19 protein-coding genes are annotated in these 21,853 nt (G+C 74.3%); 12 read left to right on the forward strand and 7 right to left on the reverse strand.

Annotated elements, in window-relative coordinates; translation table 11 throughout:
- The first annotated feature begins 115 nt into the window (after nucleotides 1-115).
- Nucleotides 116-619: a helix-turn-helix domain-containing protein gene (locus LGQ04_RS10555; RefSeq protein WP_229243662.1), complete on the forward strand. Its 504-nt coding sequence runs from the start codon at nucleotides 116-118 to the stop codon at nucleotides 617-619.
- Here the strand turns inward: LGQ04_RS10555 and LGQ04_RS10560 are convergent.
- On the reverse strand, nucleotides 616-900 hold the full coding sequence (locus LGQ04_RS10560; protein ID WP_229243663.1) for a putative quinol monooxygenase: 285 nt from the start codon (nucleotides 898-900) through the stop codon (nucleotides 616-618). The two genes, LGQ04_RS10555 and LGQ04_RS10560, sit on opposite strands and share 4 nt — an antisense overlap.
- Before the next feature lie 102 nt (nucleotides 901-1,002).
- Entirely contained in the window at nucleotides 1,003-1,491 is a 489-nt protein-coding gene (locus tag LGQ04_RS10565; protein ID WP_229243664.1) for a DUF4190 domain-containing protein, read from the reverse strand.
- 180 nt (nucleotides 1,492-1,671) lie between these two features.
- Between LGQ04_RS10565 and LGQ04_RS10570 the strand changes: the two genes are divergently transcribed.
- The 3 genes from LGQ04_RS10570 to LGQ04_RS10580 all read left to right on the forward strand — a co-directional run bounded on the left by LGQ04_RS10570 (nucleotide 1,672) and on the right by LGQ04_RS10580 (nucleotide 6,698).
- On the forward strand, nucleotides 1,672-3,264 hold the full coding sequence (locus LGQ04_RS10570) for a hypothetical protein (protein WP_229243665.1): 1,593 nt from the start codon (nucleotides 1,672-1,674) through the stop codon (nucleotides 3,262-3,264).
- Nucleotides 3,265-3,402: 138 nt separating this feature from the next.
- The gene (locus LGQ04_RS10575; RefSeq protein ID WP_229243666.1) at nucleotides 3,403-4,842 is read left to right on the forward strand and encodes a beta-N-acetylhexosaminidase; all 1,440 of its coding nucleotides are present in this window, start codon (nucleotides 3,403-3,405) and stop codon (nucleotides 4,840-4,842) included.
- A 164-nt stretch (nucleotides 4,843-5,006) separates the two neighbouring features.
- The gene (locus LGQ04_RS10580) at nucleotides 5,007-6,698 is read left to right on the forward strand and encodes an IolE/MocC family protein (RefSeq protein ID WP_229243667.1); all 1,692 of its coding nucleotides are present in this window, start codon (nucleotides 5,007-5,009) and stop codon (nucleotides 6,696-6,698) included.
- A gap of 4 nt (nucleotides 6,699-6,702) precedes the next feature.
- Here the strand turns inward: LGQ04_RS10580 and LGQ04_RS10585 are convergent, their stop codons facing one another.
- Nucleotides 6,703-8,415: a dolichyl-phosphate-mannose--protein mannosyltransferase gene (locus LGQ04_RS10585; RefSeq protein WP_267494742.1), complete on the reverse strand. Its 1,713-nt coding sequence runs from the start codon at nucleotides 8,413-8,415 to the stop codon at nucleotides 6,703-6,705.
- Between the two features lie 32 nt (nucleotides 8,416-8,447).
- Between LGQ04_RS10585 and rsmI the strand changes: the two genes are divergently transcribed.
- Nucleotides 8,448-9,341 carry a 16S rRNA (cytidine(1402)-2'-O)-methyltransferase gene (gene rsmI / locus LGQ04_RS10590; RefSeq protein WP_229243669.1) on the forward strand — a complete coding sequence of 298 codons (894 nt, stop codon included), beginning with the start codon at nucleotides 8,448-8,450 and terminating at the stop codon, nucleotides 9,339-9,341.
- A gap of 19 nt (nucleotides 9,342-9,360) precedes the next feature.
- Here the strand turns inward: rsmI and LGQ04_RS10595 are convergent, their stop codons facing one another.
- A complete protein-coding gene (locus tag LGQ04_RS10595; protein WP_229243670.1) occupies nucleotides 9,361-9,888 on the reverse strand; it encodes a septum formation family protein in 528 nt (175 codons plus the stop codon).
- A gap of 105 nt (nucleotides 9,889-9,993) precedes the next feature.
- A complete protein-coding gene (locus tag LGQ04_RS10600; RefSeq protein ID WP_229243671.1) occupies nucleotides 9,994-10,590 on the reverse strand; it encodes an isochorismatase family protein in 597 nt (198 codons plus the stop codon).
- A 75-nt stretch (nucleotides 10,591-10,665) separates the two neighbouring features.
- Between LGQ04_RS10600 and LGQ04_RS10605 the strand changes: the two genes are divergently transcribed.
- Nucleotides 10,666-11,097: a MarR family winged helix-turn-helix transcriptional regulator gene (locus LGQ04_RS10605; RefSeq protein WP_229243672.1), complete on the forward strand. Its 432-nt coding sequence runs from the start codon at nucleotides 10,666-10,668 to the stop codon at nucleotides 11,095-11,097.
- Nucleotides 11,098-11,264: 167 nt separating this feature from the next.
- On the forward strand, nucleotides 11,265-12,449 hold the full coding sequence (locus tag LGQ04_RS10610) for an aminotransferase class I/II-fold pyridoxal phosphate-dependent enzyme (protein ID WP_229243673.1): 1,185 nt from the start codon (nucleotides 11,265-11,267) through the stop codon (nucleotides 12,447-12,449).
- Between the two features lie 307 nt (nucleotides 12,450-12,756).
- Here LGQ04_RS10610 and LGQ04_RS10615 read toward each other — a convergent pair whose 3' ends face one another.
- Nucleotides 12,757-13,191: a phage holin family protein gene (locus LGQ04_RS10615; protein ID WP_229243674.1), complete on the reverse strand. Its 435-nt coding sequence runs from the start codon at nucleotides 13,189-13,191 to the stop codon at nucleotides 12,757-12,759.
- Between the two features lie 130 nt (nucleotides 13,192-13,321).
- Between LGQ04_RS10615 and LGQ04_RS10620 the strand changes: the two genes are divergently transcribed.
- From LGQ04_RS10620 to LGQ04_RS10635, 4 genes are all read left to right on the forward strand, one after another.
- Entirely contained in the window at nucleotides 13,322-14,584 is a 1,263-nt protein-coding gene (locus LGQ04_RS10620) for a PQQ-dependent sugar dehydrogenase (RefSeq protein WP_229243675.1), read from the forward strand.
- 248 nt (nucleotides 14,585-14,832) lie between these two features.
- A complete protein-coding gene (locus tag LGQ04_RS10625) occupies nucleotides 14,833-16,125 on the forward strand; it encodes a resuscitation-promoting factor (RefSeq protein WP_229243676.1) in 1,293 nt (430 codons plus the stop codon).
- A 507-nt stretch (nucleotides 16,126-16,632) separates the two neighbouring features.
- Entirely contained in the window at nucleotides 16,633-18,426 is a 1,794-nt protein-coding gene (gene metG, locus LGQ04_RS10630) for a methionine--tRNA ligase (RefSeq protein ID WP_229243677.1), read from the forward strand.
- 189 nt (nucleotides 18,427-18,615) lie between these two features.
- Nucleotides 18,616-19,647, forward strand: coding sequence for a TatD family hydrolase (locus tag LGQ04_RS10635; RefSeq protein ID WP_229243678.1), 1,032 nt, complete (start codon nucleotides 18,616-18,618; stop codon nucleotides 19,645-19,647).
- 16 nt (nucleotides 19,648-19,663) lie between these two features.
- On the opposite strand, the gene LGQ04_RS10640 is transcribed toward LGQ04_RS10635, so the two are convergent.
- Nucleotides 19,664-20,188 (reverse strand): DUF1648 domain-containing protein, encoded by a 525-nt coding sequence (locus tag LGQ04_RS10640; RefSeq protein ID WP_229243679.1) that lies wholly within the window; start codon nucleotides 20,186-20,188, stop codon nucleotides 19,664-19,666.
- Nucleotides 20,189-20,377: 189 nt separating this feature from the next.
- Between LGQ04_RS10640 and LGQ04_RS10645 the strand changes: the two genes are divergently transcribed.
- Nucleotides 20,378-21,550: a resuscitation-promoting factor gene (locus LGQ04_RS10645; RefSeq protein ID WP_229243680.1), complete on the forward strand. Its 1,173-nt coding sequence runs from the start codon at nucleotides 20,378-20,380 to the stop codon at nucleotides 21,548-21,550.
- Nucleotides 21,551-21,853 lie beyond the last annotated feature (303 nt).

Raw genomic sequence — 21,853 nt, forward strand, 5'->3', positions numbered from 1 at the left:
GACTGAGGTATCACCGCAGGTCAGCGCCACTGGCGGGGAGGTGGCGGGTGGTTGGCGGGTGCCTGTCGGGTGCGTGTCGTTCCCGTGTCGGGGGCCGAGAACTAGGTTGATGGCCATGAACACGAACACGACCCGCATCCCCGAGCTCCGACGGTCCCGCGGCTGGACGCAGGAGCGCCTCGCCGAGGCGTCGAGCGTCGCGGTCCGCACGATCCAGCGCCTCGAGTCCGGGGCCGACGCGTCCCTCGAGAGCCTCTCCCTGATCGCCGGTGCTCTGGACGTCCCTGTCTCCGAGCTCTTCCAGGAGGTCGCACGGGACGACTTCGCCGCCTCCGTCCAGGCCCTCGACGAGCGCACGCGGGTCGAGCAGGCGAACGCCCAGCGTGCTCAGCGTGCGCGGGTCGAGCAGGGCTACGACCAGATCTTCTGGGCGGTCGGCGTCGTCCTCTTCCTGGCTGCCGTGATCCTCTACCTCACGGACGTCACCGGCTGGCAGGTGGTCCTCGTCCCCGTCCTCGTCGTCGGTGCGGGCCGACCGCTGCTCCAGGGCCTCAAGCAGACGGTCATTGGCTCGCGTCTCGACGCGCGGTTCCCGCTGACCGCGTCGGCCGGACGCTAGGGCCCGTCGTCCCGGTCGACGCGGTAGCGGCGCGTGATGCCCGCGGTGGCCGTCCCCCAGGTGCTCGCCGCGACGCGCTCCTGGTGGGCGCGGAACGCGGCCTCGTCGACGAAGCACTCGTCGACCCGCCAGACGAGCGGGTCCTCGGTGGGTGCGACGTCGAACGCCGTGCAGCCGGGCTCGCGGAGCGTCAGCGCGACGTGCCGTGGCAGATGCTCGCGCACGGTCGCGGCCTGCGCGGCGTCGTCGCAGACGAGCTCACCGGTCAGTCGGACGGGCACGCGGGCCTCCTCGCTCGGGTCGGGTCGGGCGGGACGACCGAAGGCCCCCGCCGTGGGCGGGAGCCTTCGGGTGCGACGCGGTCGGTCGCGGGTGGTGCGGCGTCAGGGGCAGGTGACGTTGACGCCCTCGTAGACGGTCGTGCCGCCGGAGGGGATGCCCTCGCAGGCCTCGTTGATGATCTGCAGGCCCTGCCAGAAGACGACACCGGAGATGATCGTCCCGATGAGGACGACGGCGCCGATGATGATGCCGGCGAGCGCGAGACCGTTGCTGAAGCCGGCCTTCTTCGACTTGTTGAGCGCGACGATGCTCAGGATGATGCCGACGATCGACAGGCAGCCGAGGAACGACAGCACGAAGCCGACGATCCCCATGGTCTTGCCCGGGTTCTGGGCGGGGGCGGCGGAGTAGCCGGGCGTGCCGCTGCCGTACTGCGGCGCCTGGGGCGCGCCGTACTGCGGGGCGGACGGTGCGCCGTACTGCGGTGCCTGCGTGGGCTCCCCGGGCTGGGAGGCGCCGTACGCGGGCGGGCCGGACGGCGTCGGCTGCTGAGGGTCCTGGGGGCGCTCAGGCTGGTCAGGGGTGGACATGCAGGTGCTCTCCTCGGATGTGTGTACAGGCGCGGCCAGTATGCCGGTGCTGGTGCCGCCTGACCAGGCCCCGTCCCGGCGCGCCCGGGAACGACCGGGTGCGGGGCGGGTGCGGCAGGCTCCACCACTCCCTCACACGCGTGGGTCGTCCCGCCGGTGCGGGTGCGCGATGATGGAGCCGTGAATTCACGGAACGCCCGATTCGTCACGCTCGCCGCATCTGCCGCGCTCGTCGTCGCGGCGGTCCCTCTGCTCGCCGGGTGCGCGACCGGCCGCGCGGAGGCCGACGGCGGTCCGCGCCCGACGGGCCTGGTGGCCCGCGCGGCCGAGCCCCAGGACACGGCGCTGGTGCTGGGTTCCACGGACGCGGCGGAGCTGGCGCTGACGGCGAGCCAGGCGTTCTTCGCGACGGCGCCCGTGGTGGTCGTCGCGGCGGCGGGCGACCCGTCGGCGCAGGCCGTCGCCGCGGCCGCGGCGGCAGAGCTCACGGCTCCGGTGCTGCTCGTGGGGGGTGCGATCTCGGCGGAGGGCCTGCGCACGGAGATCCAGCGGCTGGGCGCGGTCGCGGTGGTCGAGGTGGGCGAGGAGGCGACGCCGCCCGGCAGCGACGACACGGAGCAGGCCGCCCCGACGACGTCGCTGGACGGCCTCGGGGGCGTGCAGGTGGTGCGCCTGGACGTGGACGCGCTGACGCCCGACGGCGAGCTCGACCCGCGTGACGTGGACGACCTGCGTGCGGAGCTTCCCGACCGGGGCGACGCGGACGTGCTCACGGAGGTGCTGGTGCTCGCGCAGCCGGGCGAGACGCAGCTCGCGGCCGTCGCGACGGCGCGGGCGGCAGGCGCGCTCCCGCTGGAGGTCCCGGGCGGTGACCCGCGGGCGGACGCGGCGGTGGTGGAGGAGATCGCGTCGGCGAAGGCGTTGGCCGTGGTCGGGATCGGTGCCGAGCTCGGGACCTCCGAGGAGCTCGCGTGGCGCGTGCGGGCGGCGGAGTCGGGGGCGCTGCTGCCGTCGGGCTCGCAGCTCGTGCTGCCGGGCGAGACGCGCGCGGTGGTCGTGGAGGCGGACCCGGTGACGCCTGCGCTGGAGGCGGTCCCCGCGGAGGTGGCGGACGCCGCCCTCGCGCGGGCGTCGGACGCGGCGGACGCGTTCGCGGCGCAGGACGAGCGGACGACCGTCCCCGTGGTCGAGGTGGCCGCGACGCGCCTCTCGTCCGTGGCGGGCGAGGACGGCGACTACTCCACCGAGGTTCCGAGCGCGGCCCTGCGCCCCTTCGTCGAGGCGGCGGCGGACGCGGGCGTCCACGTGCTGCTGCGGTTCGAGCCGGGCGGGTCGACGTTCGAGGAGCAGGTCGCGGAGTACGCGGACCTCCTCGCCGACCCGGGGACGGGCGTCGTCCTGGACGTGTCCTCCCGCGACGTGGACGGGTGGCCCGAGGTGGTGGGCGCGGACGAGGTCGACGCCGCGGTGCGCGGCGTGGGGGAGGTCGTGCGTGCCGAGGGGACGCCGCAGAAGCTCGTGGTGCTGCGCCTGCCGGAGGTGGGTGCGGTCGAGGACCTCGCGGGGACGCGGGTCGGTGACGGCGAGGTCGCGGTCGTCGTGCAGGCGGTCGCGAGCGGGTACACGCAGCGGGTCGCGCTGTGGGACGAGGTGAACGCTGCGCTCCCGGAGGGCACGCTCGCGGGGTGGACCACGGGGTCGCAGGACCCGGCGCGCGACGTCGCGGGCGTCCTCGCCCTGGACCCGGCCCCGCGGTACGTCGCCGCTCCCTGACCGCACCGGGGCGCGTCCCGGGGTCCTCTTGGTTCCGCGCGCGGAGCGCGTTACGGTGGCGTCCTCGCAAACGCCCGAATCGATTCGATCACGGCGTGGCGAGCGTCAGACCACCCCGACGACGACGAGGTTCCTCCGATGGTCTCCCTCCTCCCGCAGCCGCTGGACGTCCGCACCAGCGGCGCGTCCCTGACCCTGGCCGGGGTCCGCGTCCAGGCGGACGTCCCGGACGCCCCCGACCTCGCGGACCTCGCGGCCGGCCTCCTCGCCGACGTCGCGGGCGCCCCGGGTGCCGGGTCGCCCACCCCGGTCGCGCTCCGCCTCGACCCCGCGGCGGGCCCGGCGGGGTCCACCTCCGCGGAGCGGTACTCGCTCGTCGTCGACGCCGACGGCGTGGTCGCCACCGCGGCGCAGCCCGCCGGCCTGCTGCACGCGGTCCGGTCGCTGCGCCAGCTCGTCGAGCGGGACGACGACGGCGCCGGCCGGGTCCCGCACGCCGTCGTGCACGACGCGCCGCGCTACCCGTGGCGCGGCCTGTCCGTCGACCTGGCGCGCACCTTCTTCGGGCCGGACGCCCTGCGCGCCGTGATCGACGTCATGGGCGCGTACAAGCTCAACGTGCTGCACCTGCACCTCACGGACGACCAGGGCTGGCGCATCGAGTCGCCGTCCCGGCCCGAGCTCGCGAAGCTGTCGTCGGGGGGCGACTGCGCGGGCGGCACGGGCGGGTACCTGTCCCTCGCGGACTTCCACGCGCTGCAGGAGTACGCGGCGCAGCGGTACGTGACGGTGGTCCCGGAGATCGACGTCCCGGGGCACATCAACGCCGCGACGCACGTCTACGGCGAGCTCGTGCCCGACGGGACGCCGACGGACGAGTACTTCGGCATCGAGGTCGGGTTCTCCCGGCTGACGTTCGACCTGCCGGCGACGGAGCCGTTCCTGCGGGACGTGTTTACCGACCTCGCGCACGCCACCGACGGCGAGTACGTCCACCTCGGCGGCGACGAGGTGCTGAAGATGGAGCCCGCCGAGTACGGGCGGTTCGTCGAGCTGTGCGAGCGCGTGATCCTCGAGGCGGGGAAGAAGCCCGTGGCGTGGCAGGAGGCGGCGCGTGCGCCGCTGCGGCCGGGCACGGTCGTGCAGTACTGGGACACGCACCCGATGGACCTCACGTACCTCGTCGACGCGGCGAAGGCGGGGGCGCGCATCCTCATGTCGCCCGCGAACAAGGTGTACCTCGACATGAAGTACACCGCGGACTTCCCGCTCGGCCAGGACTGGGCGGGGCTCGTCGAGCTGCGCGACTCCTACGACTGGGACCCCGAGCACGTGGTCGACGGCATGCCCGCCGACGCCATCGAGGGTGTCGAGGCGGCCGTGTGGACCGAGCGGATCGCGACGACCGACGAGCTGTTCACGATGCTCCTGCCGCGGCTGTCCGCGGTCGCCGAGGTCGCGTGGACCGCGCCCGACCGCAAGGACTGGGAGGACTACCGGCGGCGCGTGGCGGTCGAGGCCGCGTCCTGGCGCCGCGACGGCCGCGCGTTCCACCCGTCGCCGCAGGTCGACTGGTGACCCGCGGGGGCGGGTGAGGCACCTCACCCGCACCCCGGTCGCGCGCCACGGCGCGCGTTGCCACCATCGATGAGGTGCTCGTCCCCGTGCCTCCGCCCGCCCCGTCCCGTCCCACCGCGTCGTCCGGTCCCACCGCCCCGTCCCGTCGCGGTGCCCGACGCCGCGTGGTCGCCCTCGCGGCGACGCTCGCCCTCGCCGTGGGGGTCGCGGGGTGCACGGGCGGGACGCCGCAGCCCGCGCCGTCGGACGCCACGAGCAGCACGACCGCGCCGCCGCGTCCCGTCGCGCGCGGCGCCGCGCCAGAGGGTGTGACGACGCTCGACGAGCAGGACGCGTCGCTCCTCGCGCTCGCCACGAGCCGGACGTTCTTCGAGGCGGCGCCGCTCGCCGTCCTGGTCGACACGGCGGGGGACGACGGGTCGACCGCTGCCGCGGCGGCGGGCGCGCTCGCCGAGCAGGTCGGGGCGCCCGTGCTCGTGACCGGGGGCGCGGCGAGCGACGACGACCTCGTGGCCGAGCTCGACCGCCTGGGCGCGGTCGGGACGGTGCGCGTCGGCCCGCCGCCTGCGGACGCGACGGCCGAGCCGACCGCCGACCCGACCGACGCCACCACCGACCCGACCACCGACGCCCCGACCGATGAGGACACCGACGCCCCGACCGGGGCTGCCCCGCAGGACCTCGGCCGCGCGACCGTGTCGGTCGACCCGGGCGACGTGCTCGCCGACGACGGCACGCCCGACGACGCGGCGCTGGCGGCCGCGGTGGACGCCGCGCGTGCGGAGCTCCCGCCCGTGGGCGAGACCGAGCGCGTGACCGGGGTGCTCGCGCTCACCGACCGGGCGACGACCCCGGGGAGCGTGCTCGCCGGGGCGACGGCCCGCGCGTCGGGCGCCCGGGTGCTGGACGTGCCCGGGGGCGACCCGCGTGCGACGTCCGCCACCGTCCAGGGCGTGCACGACGCGCGGGCGGAGGGCGCGACGTCGGGCACCGTGGGGCTCGGTCCCTCGTTCGGGACGGGCGACGACCTGGCGTGGCGCGTGGAGACCGCCGCGACGGGGGCGGAGCTGCCCGGCGGGGGCCAGGTCGCCCTGCCGGGCCGCACCTACGTGGCGCTGTACGGGGCGCCGGGAGCCCCGGTGCTCGGAGTGCTCGGCGAGCAGGACGTCCCGGCCACGATCGCCCGCGCGCAGGAGCACGCCGCGGCCTACGAGGCGCTCACCGACCAGCCCGTGGTCCCGACGCTCGAGATCATCACCACGGTCGCGTCCGGGTCGGCGGGGGACGACGGCAACTACTCCAACGAGCGGTCCGCGGACCTCGTGCGGCCCTACGTCGACGCCGCGCGTGATGCGGGGGTCTACGTCGTGCTGGACCTCCAGCCGGGCCGTACCGACTTCCTCACGCAGGCGCGGGAGTACGAGGACCTGCTGCGCGAGCCGCACGTCGGCCTCGCGCTCGACCCGGAGTGGCGGCTCGCCCCGGACGAGGTGCACCTGGAGCAGATCGGGTCCGTCGACGTGGACGAGGTGAACGCCGTCGGGGACTGGCTCGCCGACATGGTGCGCGAGCACGACCTGCCGCAGAAGATCTTCCTCCTGCACCAGTTCCGCACGTCGATGATCACGGACCGCGACCGCCTCGACACCGCGCACCCGGAGCTCGCGGTCGTGATCCACGCCGACGGGCAGGGCGGCCAGGCGGCGAAGGCCGCGACGTGGCGCCGGCTGCACGAGGACGCGCCGCCCGGGGTGTGGTGGGGCTGGAAGAACTTCTACGACGAGGACGCGCCCATGCTCACGCCCGAGCAGACGTGGCAGGTCGAGCCCACACCGGACTTCGTGAGCTACCAGTGACGCGTCAGATCCAGCTCGGCAGCCACATGTGCATGTTCCAGAACCAGTACGGCACCTGCCACCCCGACCAGAGCGGGTAGAAGAACACGCTGACCACCCCGATCACGGCGAGCAGCACCCCGATGCCCCGGCGCACCAGCCGGCGCCCCGAGGACCTCTCCGTCCGTTCGAGCGCGACCGTGAGCACGTACACCAGCGTGAGGACCACCCACGGCGTGAACACGATCGAGTAGAAGGTGAAGATGGTCCGCTCGGCGTAGACGAACCACGGCACCCACCCGGCGACGAGCCCGCTGAGCACCGCGAGCGCCCGCCAGTCCTTGAGCCGCCACAGCAGGACGAGCGTCACGAGGACGGCCGCCGCCGCCGTCCACCACAGGACCGGGTTGCCGAGGGACGTGATGGCGCGGGCGCACCGCTCGACCTCGCAGCCCTCCTGGCCGGGGTCGTAGGAGCGCCAGTAGAACGACGTCGGCCGCCACTGGACGATCCACCCGAGCGGGTGCGACTCGTAGGGGTGCTCCGACGTCAGGCCCGTGTGGAACGTCCACATGCTCGTGTGGTACTCCCACAGCGAGCGCAGCGCGGGCGGGAGCCACTGCACGCCCTCGCCGGGGTTCTCGAGCGCCCACTGGCGCATGTACGCGCCGGGGGAGCGGAACCACGACGTCCAGGTCGCGAGGTAGGCCAGGGCGGCGGTGGGGAGCATGACGAGGGCGGCGGGGATCGCGTCGACGAGCAGCGCGTCCTCCCACCACCGCTCGATCCCGGCGGTGCGGCGGGCGGTCGCGTCCCACAGGACCGACAGCACGGCGAACACGGCGAGGAAGTACAGCCCCGACCACTTCACCCCGCACGCGAGGCCGAGCGACACGGCCGCTGCGAACCGCCACCACCGCCAGCCGAGCCGGGGCCCGTACCGGCCGATCGTCCCGCCCGCGTCGAGGATCGCCCCGCAGCGCTCCGCGAGGCGCCGTCGTGCCTGCTCGCGGTCCAGCAGGAGGAACACGAACGCGAGGAGCACCCAGAACATGAGCATGTTGTCGAGCAGCCCGGTGCGGGCGTGCACGATCGCCTCGCCGTCGACCGCCATGAGCGCGCCCGCGACGATCCCCATGGCCGTCGACGCGAACAGCCGTCGCGCGGCCCACGCCACGAGCACCACGGCGAGCACCCCGACGACCGCGGACGCGAGGCGCCACGACACCGGGTCGTCCGCACCGCCCATGACCTTCATGCCGGCGGCGATCATCCACTTGCCGAGCGGCGGGTGGACCACGTAGTCGGCGGTCGGGAGGTACGAGTCCACGTCGCCGGCCTCGAACGCCGGGTTGGGCTCCTCCGGCCAGTCGGCCTCGTACCCCACCTGGAGCAGCGTCCACGCCTGCTTCACGTAGTACGTCTCGTCGAAGACCAGGGTGTCCGGGCGGCCCACGTGCCACAGCCGCAGCACCGCCGCGACCACCGCCACGATCGTGACGCCCAGCCAGGCCCACAGGCGGTCGTGCGCGGTGGCGCCCAGCGCGAGGCGGCGCGGGCCCAGGAGGGCCAACAGGAGGCGCTCGCGGTGCGTCGGGGCCGGGGCGTCCGGGGCGCTCACCGGCGCGGCACCGGGGGGCGCGCCGCCCTGCGCGGCCGCCGGGGCGTCGTCGGGCACGGGAGGGAACGGGCTCGACGCGGGACGCGCGTCCACGGGCGGCTGGGACACGCAGGCCATGGTAGGGGCAGGCGTGTGGAACCCTGGACGCCATGACCTCCGCGCCCGCCGATCCCGCCGTGCCCGACGCCGCCACGACCCCGCGCGAGGCGGGTCACCTCGTGCTCGCGGGCACCCCGATCGGCAACGCCGAGGACGCCAGCCCGCGGCTGCGGCGCCTGCTCGCGGAGGCGGACGTCGTCGCCGCGGAGGATACCCGGCGGCTGCGCGCCCTCGCGGCGCGCGTCGGGGTGGAGGTCGGCGGCCGGGTCGTGAGCTTCCACGAGCACAACGAGGCCGAGAAGGCCGACGACCTGCTCGACGTGGTCGACGACGGCGGGACCGTGCTCGTCGTGTCCGACGCCGGGATGCCCAGCGTGTCCGACCCCGGCTTCCGGGTCGTCGCGCGCGCCGTGGAGCGCGGCGTGCCCGTGACGGCCGCGCCCGGCCCGAGCGCCGTGCTCACCGCGCTCGCCCTGTCCGGGCTGCCCACCGACCGGTTCTGCTTCGAAGGGTTCCTGCCCCGCAAGGCGGGGGAGCGGGCGCGCACGCTCGCCGCCCTCGCGGACGAGCCCCGCACCCTCGTGTTCTTCGAGGCGCCGCACCGCGTCGCCGAGACCCTCGCCGCGATGGCCGACGCGTTCGGCGCCGACCGGCCCGGCGCCGTCGCGCGCGAGCTCACCAAGACGTACGAGGAGGTGCTGCGCGGCGACCTCGCGGAGCTCGCGGAACGCGCCGGCGCGGAGCCGCTGCGCGGGGAGATCTGCGTCGTCGTCGGTGGTGCCCCGGCGCGCGGACCGGTGCCCGTCGCCGACCTCGTCCCCGAGGTGCTCGCGCGTGTCGACGGCGGGGAACGGCTCAAGACCGCCGTCGCCGACGTCGCCGACGCCGCCGGCGTGCACAAGCGCGACCTGTACGCGGCGGCGCTCGCGGCCCGGGGCCGCTGAGCGCCGCCGCGCGGGGCGGTCAGCCCCCGATCGCCTTGAGCGTGCCCGTGACCTTCTCCAGCTCGCCGTGGTACACGAGGCACAGGATCTCGCGGTCGCCCGTCGCCCAGCTCTCGGCCGTCGGGTACATGGGCCAGTAGTCGTACGCCGACTCCTCGTACGCGGCGCCGACGAAGCCCTCGAACTCCCCGAGGCAGCGCTCGTCCGCCTCCGCCTCGACGACCTCGAGACCGGGGTAGTCGCCGTCGTCGAGCAGGACGGACGCGTACACCTCGTTGTCGTGCGGCTCGCCGCACGGGACGACGGCGACCGTCGAGATCTCCTCCGCCTCGGTGCTCGACGCGTCCTCGGCGTCGTCGGTGCAGTCGCCGACGGCGATGGAGAACACGTCGGCGGCGTCGTCCGCCTCGGTGATCGCGCCCGCCTCGTCGCGCACGGGCTCGGAGCCGGGCAGCAGGACGCCGCAGGCGGACGTGGCGAGGAGGCAGGAGGTGACGAGCAGGACGGCGGCAGGGCGCACCGGACGGCGCAGGGCAGGGCGTGACATGGGGTTCGCTCTCGGAACGGTGTCGTCGGCCCGGTGCCGACGACGGCAGGGCGAGAGTAGTGCCTCGCGCCGACACCGGGAACCGGATTCCGCGCCGCCGCGACCTCAGACGTCGTCGCTGGTCACGAGGGTCACACCCGCCGCGGCGAGCTCCTCGCGCGCCGCCGCGCCGAGCTCCGGCGTGACCGGCACCGTGAGGTCGGTCAGCACGCGCGTGGCGAGCCCCAGCGCGTGCGCGTCGAGCGCCGTCGCACGCACGCAGTGCGACTCCGCGATCCCCACGACGTCGACCGCCTCGACCCCGGCCCCGCGCAGCACGTCGGCGAGCGTCCGGCCGTCCGTCTCGACCCCCTCGAACCCCGAGTAGGCGGCCTCGTACTCGCCCTTCTTCACCGACGCGTCCGGCGCGAGGTCCGCGAGCGCCGGGTGCAGCTCGGCGTTCGGCGAGCCCGCGACACCGTGCGGGGGCCACGTGTCGACGAAGTCCGGCGTCGCGCTCCAGTGGTCGCCCGGGTCGACGTGCCAGTCCTGCGTCGTCACGACGAGGTCGTACCGGTCGCGGTGGTCCCGCGCGTGGTCCGCGATGCGCCGCGCCACGGCGTTCCCGCCCTCCACGCCGAGCTCGCCGCCCTCGCAGAAGGTCGGCTGGACGTCGACGACGATCAGGGCGCGCCGCGCACGGGAGGCCAGGTTCTCGCTCATGGTGCCCACTCTGCCACCCGGTGCGACAGTGAGGGCAGGCGCGGCCCGCGCGGACGTCGACCACGAGGAGGACCCATGACGGACGACCGCCCGATCGGCTACTGGCTCAAGCTCGTCGACCGGCTCATCGACGAGAACGTCGACGGCGTGTTCCACCACTCCGGCCTGACCCGGCGGCACTGGCAGGTGCTCAACACGATCCGGGACGGCGTGAGCGAGGAGACCGCGGTCGACGGCGTCCTCTCGCCCTTCACCGGGGCGGGCGCACCCGGCGGGCAGGCCGCGGCCGTGACCGCGGAGGTCGACGACCTCGTGCGGCGCGGCTGGGTCGCGCGCGGCGACGCCGGCCTCCACGTCACCGTCGCAGGCAACCATGCGTACCACGACCTGCTCGACGCGGTGTCGCGCACCCGCGAGCAGGTCGCGGAGGGCATCAGCCCCGAGCAGTACGCCACCACGGTCGCCACCCTCCAGCGCATGGCGCGCAACCTCGGCCGCACCCCCTGACCTGTCAGCACCCCACGGGTCCAGGGGCCGACGACGCGCTGACAGGTCGGGGGAGGCGCGCCGCGAGACACGACCACGCGGCGTCGGGCAGCAGGCGTACGCTGCGAAACCCGCGACCCGCGCGCACCCCCGCGCGCGGGGGCGTCCCACGGAGCAGGAGCACTGCGATGGAGTTCCGCCGGATCCCCGGTCTGCCGCCCTACGTCTTCACCATCATCGACGGGCTCAAGATCGAGGCACGCCGAGCAGGACGCGACGTCGTGGACCTCGGGTTCGGCAACCCCGACCTGCCGAGCCCGCAGGTCGCGGTCGACAAGCTTGCCGAGGCCGCGCAGAACTCCCGCAACCACCGCTACTCCGCGTCGCGCGGCATCCCCAAGCTGCGCGAGGCCGTCGCCGGGCTGTACCGGCGCCGGTTCGGCGTCACCCTCGACCCCGACACCGAGATCATCTCGACCATCGGCGCCAAGGAAGGCTTCAGCCACCTCATGTGGGTGCTGCTCCAGCCGGGCGACGTCGCCCTCGTCCCCACGCCGAGCTACCCCATCCACATCTGGGGCCCGTACTTCGCCGGCGCCGACGCGCGCCAGGTCCCCATCGGCGACGGGACCGACGCCGCGGGGTACATCGACCGCATCATCGAGGCGTGGGAGCTCGGCTGGCCCAAGCCGCGCGTCGTCGTGCTGTCGTTCCCGCACAACCCCACGACGACGGTCGCGACCAAGGAGGAGCTCCAGCGCCTCGTCGACTGGGCCCGCGACAAGGACGTCGTGCTCGTGCACGACCTCGCCTACGCCGACATGACGTTCGACGGGTTCCGCCCCCCGTCGATCATGGAGTGCGACGGCGCCCGCGAGGTCGCCGTCGAGCTGTACTCCATGACGAAGTCGTTCTCCATGGCGGGCTGGCGCGTCGCGTTCCTCGTGGGCCGCAAGGACGTGGTCGGCGCGCTCGCGAAGCTCAAGAGCTACCTCGACTACGGCACGTTCCAGCCCATCCAGATCGCCGCGACCGTCACCCTCAACGAGGCCACCGAGCACCCGCAGGAGATCTCCTCGGTGTACGAGTCGCGTCGCGACGCCCTGCACGACGGCCTCCAGCGCATCGGCTGGGACATCCACAAGCCCGGCGGCACGATGTTCGCCTGGGCCCGCATCCCCGAGCCCTACCGAGACATGGGCTCGATCGAGTTCGCGACGCACCTCGTCACCGAGTGCGACGTCGCCGTGTCGCCCGGCGTGGGCTTCGGTCCCGGCGGCGACGAGTTCGTGCGCTTCGCGCTCATCGAGAACGAGCACCGCATCGGCCAGGCGATCCGCGGCCTCCGGCGCGGCCTCACCCGCCTTCAGTAGCCCTGGTCTCGCAAGGTAGTACCGGGGTTCTCGTGCCCGACGGCGCGGGGTCGCCTCGGGTGTCGGGGCGGGTGGGGCGCCGCGTCTTCCCACCGCCGCTCGTCCCTCGCGGCTCCCGCCAGACCCGCCACGACGCGGCGCCCCACCCACCCCTCCCGGTGCCGTCCCACCCGGGGTGACCGCTCGCCGTCGGGCACCACCGACCAAGGACTGGGCCGTTGCCGGCGCACCTGGGTACTACCTCGGCAGACTGCGGTTCTACCTGGGCGGACTGCGGTACTCCCTCGGGACGGGGCGCGGCGGCGCGTCAGGCCGGGGAGGCGCTGGGCGGGGTCTGCCGGCGGCGCTGCTGGTAGCCGTCCACGCGGCGGCCTGCGGCGGCGACGGCGCGGTCGTCGACGAGGTCGTAGACGATCGTGCCGACCCAGACGATCAGCGTGGCCCACACCCAGGTCCAGAACCCGTCGATGTCGAACCCGCTCGACGGAGAGAGCAGCGCCGTGACGACGAGCGAGCCCAGGACGGTGACGAGGCCGAGGGTCCACGTCCAGCCATGGACGTGCTCGCCGAGGAGCCGCACGACGAGCGGGCGCAGCACCGTGATCGTGACGGTGAACAGCGCGACGGCGACGACGCCCCACAACCAGCCGATGCGCATCCCGTCGAGCACGAGGTTCGCGACGAGGAGGGTCACGCCGTAGGCGATGGCGGCGACGACGAAGCTGAGCACCTTCGCTCTCATCTCGGCCTCCCTGGGGCCGGGGCCGTGCGGATCACAGCCTTGTGCTTCCAGTGTCCCGCGACGCACGCGATCTGCTCGTCGAACGGGTGGCGCGGGTGCGGGCAGGACGATCGGCCCTGACGATGGGTGCATGCCCACCGCCCACCGCCCTGCCCGCCGCGCGGCGGCGGGCGTCGTCCTCGTGGGACTGCTCGCGGCGTGCACGGGCGACAACGCAGGGGACGGGGAGCCCGCGCCGTCGGGCACGACGAGCACCCCGACCACCCGGACGCCGACCGCGGAGACACCGACCACCGAGCCGCCCGAGACGTCCGACCCGCCCGACGGCGGCGCGCTGGTCGTCGTGCCGCAGGTCGAGGCCGAGGTCGAGGACGTGGCGACGGGCCTCGACGCGCCGTGGGGGATCGCGGCCCTGCCCGACGGGCACCTGCTCGTGTCGCAGCGCGACGAGCGGTCCCTCGTCGTCGTCGACCCGGCGACGGGGCAGACCCGGCCCGTCGGAGGGGCGGGGGCGCAAGAGCTGCGCGACGGCACGGTCACGGGCGGCGAGGCGGGCCTGCTCGGCGTCGCCGTGGGGCCCGACGACGGGGACGCACCGGGCGAGGTGTTCGTGTACCGGACCGCGGCGGACGGCAACGAGGTGCTGCGCGGCACGCTGGACGGCACCGAGCTGTCCGCCCTCGACGTCGTGCTCGACGGCATCCCGGCCGCGCAGTTCCACGACGGCGGGCGGCTCGCGTTTGGGCCCGACGGCCACCTCTACGTCGCGACGGGAGACGCCACGCAGCAGGGCGTGGCGCAGGACCCCGGGTCGCTCGGCGGGAAGATCCTGCGGGTCACCGTCGACGGGCGCGCCGCTCCGGGCAACCCCGACGGGTCGCCGGTCTGGAGCCTCGGGCACCGCAACGTCCAGGGGATCGCGTGGGACGCGACGGGCCGGATGCTCGCGAGCGAGTTCGGCCAGGACACGTGGGACGAGCTCAACGTCGTGGAGCCGGGCGGGAACCACGGGTGGCCCGACGTCGAGGGGACGGGCGGCGCGGACCAGGGGTTCGTGGACCCGGTGGCCACGTGGGGAACCGACGAGGCCTCGCCCAGCGGGCTCGCCGCGACGCGCGAGGGCGCCTACCTCGCCGGGCTGCGGGGCGAGACGCTGTGGCGCGTGCCGTTCGCCACGCCCGACGGCGGTGCGTCGCCCGACGCGTTCGGCGAGCCGCAGCCGCTGCTCACGGACCACGGCCGGCTGCGCGCGGTGCTGGTCGACCCGGCGACGCCCCTCGGGGACGACGGCGCGTCCGTGCTGTACGTCCTGACGAGCAACACCGACGGCCGGGGGGACGTGCGCGACGGCGACGACCGCCTCCTGCGGGTCACGCTCACGCCCGCGGGCTGACCGGAGCCGCGGGGACGCGCCGTGGCCAGCCGGTTTGGCGCTCGATAACGAATCGGTTACGGTCGGGTGTCCCGGCGTGCGGTGGAGTCCGCGAGGGTGTATGCGCCCAGGTCGGGACACGGCGGTCGCTCGCCCGGCGCGAGCGACGACGCCGGAGGACCGCCGGATCGGCGGATCGACCTCGGCGACCACGTGCCCCCGGCACGACACACCGCACGAGAGGCGCGACCGCGCCACGTCGACCGCCCGTGCCCGGGACCTTCGACGACTGGACCAGCGTGCAGCACCCCTTCCGACCGCGCACCAGCGCGCCCACGAGCCCGACCGAGCCCACCGGCACCACCCCCGCCGAACCGCCCGCCACCCGGGCCGCCGCGCGCGCCGCCACCACCCGCACCACGCGGCGCCGCCGCTGGGTCGGCGTCGCCGCCGCGACCGTCGTCACTCTCGTCGGGTCCGGCGCCGTCGCCTACGGCGAGGCGCAGAAGACCGTGACGATCGACGTCGACGGCGAGATCCGCACCCTCACCACCCTCGCCGGGTCCGTGCAGGGCGCCCTCGACGCCGCCGGCGTGACCGTCGACTCCCGCGACGTCGTCGCACCCGACCCCGACACCGCCCTCGACGACGGCGCCGACGTCGTCGTCCGCCTCGGCAAGAAGGTCACCGTCCAGACCGACGACGAGCAGTCCGACGTCTGGCTCACCGCGCTCGACGCCGACGAGGCCCTGCGCACCCTCGCCGACCGCGGAGGCGACGTCCACCTCGTCGCGTCCCGCTCCGGGGACCGCGCCTCCCTCGACCTCGACCTCGACACCGACGGCCCCGTCGACGTCGTCGCCGACGGCGAGACCACCGTCGCGCCCGACGGCGGCGTGGGCGTCCCCGCGCTCCTCGCCGAGCGCGACATCGAGCTCGGCGACCTCGACCGCGTCAGCGTGCAGCGCGTCGCGAAGCCCGCCGAGGGAGAGCCCACCGTCGCCCTCGTCGTGCAGCGCGTCACCGTCGAGCGCGAGGAGACGACCGAGGCCGTCGCCTACGAGACCGTCGAGAAGACCGACGCCGACCGGTACAGCGACGACCCCGCCGTCGAGCAGCGCACCGGTTCGAAGGGCGTGCGCACCACCGTCGCCGACGTCACCCTCGTCGACGGCGTCGAGGAGTCCCGCGACGTCGTCTCCGAGAAGGTCACGAAGAAGCCTGTCGACCGCGTCCTCGTGCGCGGCACCAAGGAGCGCCCCAAGGACCCGCGCGCCATCGGCCGGGCTCTCGCCGCCGAGCGGGGCTGGACCGGTGCGCAGTGGACGTGCCTGGAGAACCTGTGGACCAAGGAGTCCAACTGGAACCCTTCGGCCGACAACCCGACGTCCAGCGCCTACGGCATCCCCCAGGCGCTGCCCGGGTCCAAGATGGCGAGCGCCGGCGCCGACTGGGCCACCAACCCCGCGACCCAGATCTCCTGGGGCCTCGGCTACATCGCCTCCGTCTACGGCACCCCGTGCGGCGCCTGGTCGCACTCCCAGGCGGTCAACTGGTACTGAGCCGGAGCCCCTAGGCCGGTGGTCCGCAGTCGGGTCGGGTCGGGTCCGGTCGGGTCCGGTCGGTCCGGTCCGGTCCGCGGTCCTGCACCGAGAGGGCGCGGGTCTTCCATCCGCCGCTCGTCCCTCGCGGCTCCCGCCAGACCCGCCACGACCCGCGCCCTCTCGGTTCCGGCCCGCTCGACCGGTACGTCACCACCGCGCGGCCTCGTCCCGCACCTCGCCCTCGCGCCGCTCGCCGGCGCTTCCGGGCCGGGGTGCGGGACGTCGTCGTCCCGGAGCGACCGCACCAGGTGGGCCGACAGCCGAGGGCGGGACGGGGTGGGAGGCGGCGGGCCGTGGTGGGCCTGGCGGGAGCCCCGCGAGGCACGAGCGGGCGGATGGTAGGCCCACCGCCTCCCACCCCGGGACGTCCGCAACCGAGCGGCGCACGGCGAGACGTCCGCAACCGAGCCGCGCACGGCGAGACGACGGCCGACGCCGGGGGACGGACGACTAGGATCGGGCCCCATGACCCACATCCTCTCGGCCGTGGCGTGGCCGTACGCGAACGGCCCGCGCCACATCGGTCACGTCGCAGGTTTCGGTGTCCCGTCCGACGTCTTCAGCCGGCACATGCGGATGGCGGGTCATGACGTGCTCATGGTGTCGGGCACGGACGAGCACGGCACGCCGATCCTCGTGCAGGCGGACAAGGAGGGTGTGAGCCCGCAGGAGCTCGCGGACCGCTACAACCGCGTGATCACCAAGGACCTCGCGGACCTGGGCCTCTCCTACGACCTGTTCACCCGGACGACGACGCGCAACCACTACGCCGTGGTGCAGGAGATGTTCCGCACGGTGCACAAGAACGGCTACATGGTGGAGCAGTCGTCGATGGGCGCGATCTCGCCGTCGACGGGTCGTACGCTGCCGGACCGGTACATCGAGGGCACGTGCCCCATCTGCGGGTACGACGGCGCGCGCGGCGACCAGTGCGACAACTGCGGCAACCAGCTCGACGCGATCGACCTCATCAACCCGGTGAGCCGCATCAACGGCGAGACGCCGAAGTTCGTCGAGTCGAACCACTTCTTCCTCGACCTGCCGGCGTTCGTGGACGCGCTGGGGGACTGGCTGCGCACGCGGACGGCGTGGCGCCCGAACGTCCTGAAGTTCTCGCTCAACCTGCTGGACGACGTGCGCCCGCGCGCGATGACGCGTGACATCGACTGGGGCATCCCCGTGCCGCTGGAGGGCTGGGAGTCCAACCCGAGCAAGCGCCTGTACGTGTGGTTCGACGCGGTGATCGGGTACCTGTCGGCGTCGATCGAGTGGGCGCGGCGCACGGGCGACCCCGACGCGTGGCGCGCGTACTGGAACGACCCGGAGGCCCGCTCGTACTACTTCATGGGCAAGGACAACATCACGTTCCACTCCCAGATCTGGCCGGCCGAGCTGCTGGCGTACGACGGTCGCGGGAACAAGGGCGGCGCTCCGGGCCCGTACGGGAACCTGCAGCTGCCGACGGAGGTCGTGTCGAGCGAGTTCCTCAACGTGGAGGGGCAGAAGTTCTCGTCGTCGCGCGGCGTCGTGATCTACGTGCGGGACATGCTCGCGCGCTACCAGCCGGACGCGTTCCGCTACTACGTGGCGTCGGCGGGACCGGAGACGCAGGACGTCGACTTCACGTGGGCGGACTTCCAGCGCCGCACGAACGACGAGCTGGTCGCGGGCTGGGGCAACCTCGTGAACCGCACGGCGAACCTCGTCCACAAGAACTTCGGTGCGATCCCGACGCCGACCGAGCGGCAGCCGATCGACGAGGGCGTGCTCGCGACGACGACGACGGCGTTCGGCCGGGTGGGTGACCTCATCGCGTCGCACCGGCAGCGCGCCGCCGTGGCCGAGGCCATGAAGACGGTCGGCGAGGTGAACAAGTACGTGTCGGACACCGAGCCGTGGAAGCTCAAGACGGACCCGGACCGCCTCGCGACGGTGCTGCACACGGTCACCCAGGCGGTGAGCGACCTCAACACGATCCTGTCGCCGTTCCTCCCGCACTCGGCGCAGAAGGTGCACGAGGCGTTCGGCGGCACGGGCACGTTCGCGCCGCAGCCGCGCATCGAGGAGGTCACCGACCTCGACGACGACTCGCGCCACTACCCGGTCATCACGGGCGACTACCGCGCGGACGGCGTCCCGGGGTGGGAGCCGCGCGCCGTCGTCCCGGGGACCCCGGTGGGGAAGCCGACGCCGGTCTTCACCAAGCTGGACGACTCGATCGTCGAGGAGGAGCTCGACCGACTGCGCGAGTCCGCCTGACCTGGTGCGGCACCCGGTCGGCCGCTCAGGGCGGGTTCAGGGTGGGGCGGGACGTCGCGGGTCGTGGTGGGTCTGGCGGGAGCCGCGAGGCACGAGCGGCGGATGGTAGACCCGCGACGTCCCGCCCCACCCTGAAACCTCCGTACCCCATGTGGGTTCGCGCACGGCAGGACGAGAAGGAGCTGACGCATGGCGAAGCAGCGTGAGCGCGGGTGGCCGCCGGACCCTGAGCCGCTGCCCGTCGCGGTGGTGGACAACCACACGCACCTGGAGTCGATCGCGCACGTCCTGCCCGACGACGTCCTGCCCCCGAGCCCGGCGGCGCACCTGGAGCGTGCGGCGGCCGTGGGGGTGGAGCGGGTGGTGCAGGTCGGGTGCGACCTGCTCTCGGCCCGGTGGACGGACGCCCTCCTGCGGGGCGACGAGACGGTCTGGGGTGAGCCCGCGACGTCGGCCCCCGACCCTGCGCCGTCCCACGCCGAGCATGCGGTCGGCGCCCGTTCCGGCCCGTCGGCGGGCGACGACGGCATGGTCGGCGAGGTGCGACGGGTGCTCGGGGCCGTGGCGATCCACCCGAACGAGGCGGTCCTCCACGGTGGGGTCCGCGAGGTGGGGCCCGACGGGCTGGAGCCCGACCCGCGGCCGCACCACGCGACGTCGCTCGACGACGCGGTCGCCGAGATCGCGCGCATCGCGCGGCAGAACGACCGGGTGCGGGCCGTCGGCGAGACGGGGATGGACCTGTTCCGCACCGGCCCCGAGGGCGAGCGTGTCCAGCGGGCGTCGTTCCGGGCGCACGTCGCGCTCGCGAAGGAGCTCGGTCTCGCGCTGCAGATCCACGACCGCGACGCCCACGCCGAGGTGCTCGACGTGCTCGCGCGGGACGGGGCCCCGGAGCGTACGGTGTTCCACTGCTACTCCGGCGACGCGGAGATGGCGCGGTTCTGCGCCGCGCAGGGCTGGTACCTGTCGTTCGCGGGGCCGGTGACGTTCCGCGCCAACGACGAGCTCCGGGCCGCGCTGCGCGAGGTGCCGCCCGGTCAGGTGCTGGTCGAGACGGACGCCCCGTACCTCACGCCGCACCCGTACCGGGGCCGCCCGAACGCCCCGTACGTGCTGCCGCAGACGGTCCGGACGGTCGCGGAGGTCCTGGACCTCCCGCTGCCGGCGGTGTGCGAGCGGCTCGCCGCGACGTCGGAGGCCGTCTACGGCCCGTGGTGACGGGCGGCCCGACGCCTCAGTGCCGCGACCGGGCCGCGGCGTGCGACGTCCGGCCGGCGCGGACCGTGCGCCAGATCCCGACGACGCAGGCACCGAGCACCAGTGCGACACCCACGCCGATCAGCACGGCGAACGGGCCGCCGTCGGTGAAGATCGTCGCCGTCGCCCCCGCGGCGAGGACGAGGCAGCCGGCCCCGGTCCACACGAGCATCCGCTCGCCCTCCCGGTAGACCGCCTGGGCGTTGTCCTCGGTGATCGTCAACGGGTAGTTGAACGCGCGGGGGAACGGGGACAGCCCGAGGCACAGGGCCGCGCACGCGACGAGCACGACGACGGCGAGCGCACCCTCCAGGGGCGAGCCGAAGCGGTCGGGGTTCCCGGCCGCGTCCACGTGGACGGGGACCTGATCGTCGGCGCGGACCGCGAGGGCCACCGCGACCGCGACGACGACGCCGCGGCCCGCCCAGGACAGCAGCCGGACGAGGCGGGTGAGGGCGTCGGTCTCGTACGTGCGCGCGGGGCGGGGAGTCGTCGTCGGCATCGGCACCACCCTAGCCGCAGGGTTCTGACGCCGGGTCCCACGCCGGGTGCCACGCCGGTCCGCTCGCCGGTCAGCCGCCGGTTTCGTCCCGGTGCCGGGCTCCGCTACCGTCTGTGCCTGAGCGCCGTCGACGGCGCCCCGGGCGCCACCGCGTGCGGCGACCACCCCGAGCGCCACCCGACCGAGGAGATGCGTGTGCTCGCACCTGACGGAACGACCCGCCGCCGCGTGCAGCGGCTCGTCGCGCAGGGCGTCGTCGTGGTCGGGCTGGTCGGGGTGACGGGTGCCTTCGCCACCCTGCACAAGAGCGTGACCCTCGACGTCGACGGCGAGCTCTACGACGTGTCGGCCTACGGGCGCACCGTCGCCGAGGTGCTCGACTACCAGGACGTGGCGGTCGCGCCGGACGACCTGGTGGAACCCGCGCTCGACCGGTCCGCGCGCGACGGCGGCACGATCGTCGTCCGGACGAGCCAGGACGTCACCGTCGAGATCGACGGCCGTCTCCAGACGATCTCGACGACGGCGCGCACCGTGGGTGAGCTGCTGACCTACCTGGGGCCTCGTGCCGAGAACGCGGTGACGAACGTGTCCCGCTCCGCCGCGCTGGGCCGCGAGCCGGTGCGGGTCTCCACGCTGAAGACGGTGCACGTGGCCGTCGACGGCGCGGTCCTGCCGATCACGACGGCCGAGGCGACGGTGCGCGGCGTGCTCGTCGCGGCCGGGATCGTGCTCGGTGAGGACGACGACACGTCCGTGCCGCTGGACGCCGCCGCGGTGGACGGGATGCTCGTCATGGTGAGCCGCGCGGCGTCGTCCTCCGCGACGGTCACCGAGGTGCTGCCGTTCGCCACGGAGGAGGTCGAGGACCCGAACCTGCCGGAGGGCCACCGGGTGGTGGTGCAGTCGGGTCGGGTCGGCGAGGCCGTGACGACGTACGCGGTGCAGTCGCTGGGCGGGGCGGAGGTGTCCCGGACGGTGCTGACGCGGTCGGTGACGACGGAGCCGCGCGACGAGATCATCAAGGTCGGGACGATGGACGTCTCCGTCTCGGTGGACCCCGGCTCGGCACGCGCGATCGGCCGTTCGCTGGCCGCGCAGCGCGGGTGGGGTGACGACCAGTTCGTCTGTCTCGACAAGCTGTGGACCAAGGAGAGCAACTGGCGGGTCGACGCGGACAACCCGAGCTCGTCGGCGTACGGGATCCCGCAGGCGCTGCCGGGGTCGAAGATGGCGAGCGCGGGCGCGGACTGGATGACGAACCCGGCCACGCAGATCACGTGGGGTCTCGGGTACATCGAGGGTCGGTACGGGACGCCGTGCTCGGCGTGGTCGCACTCCGTCTCCGTCGGCTGGTACTGACGTCGTCGGGCGTGAACGTGTCGTGGAGGCTGCCCTGACATTCGGGGATGAAAGCGGACAGAACCTCTCATCCTAGCGGCGCATCGCTTGGTCTTCGATAACAGATCGGTTACGGTCGATCGTCGCTCGTACGTCAGCCGTGCCGTCGCCGCCCCCGACCAGGGTGCCCGACGACCGGACGACGACCGGGCGGTGCGCCGCCGTCGGGCCCTGGGGAAGGGGTGTCGAGGAGGCGCTGGCAGCCGGATCGGCCGCTCGAGACCCGCGGGCCCGCACCACCTCGGTGCGACCACGGTGCGCGCA

It is taken from the genome of Cellulosimicrobium marinum (assembly GCF_020551945.1).
Classification (GTDB): Bacteria; Actinomycetota; Actinomycetes; order Actinomycetales; family Cellulomonadaceae; genus Cellulosimicrobium; species Cellulosimicrobium marinum.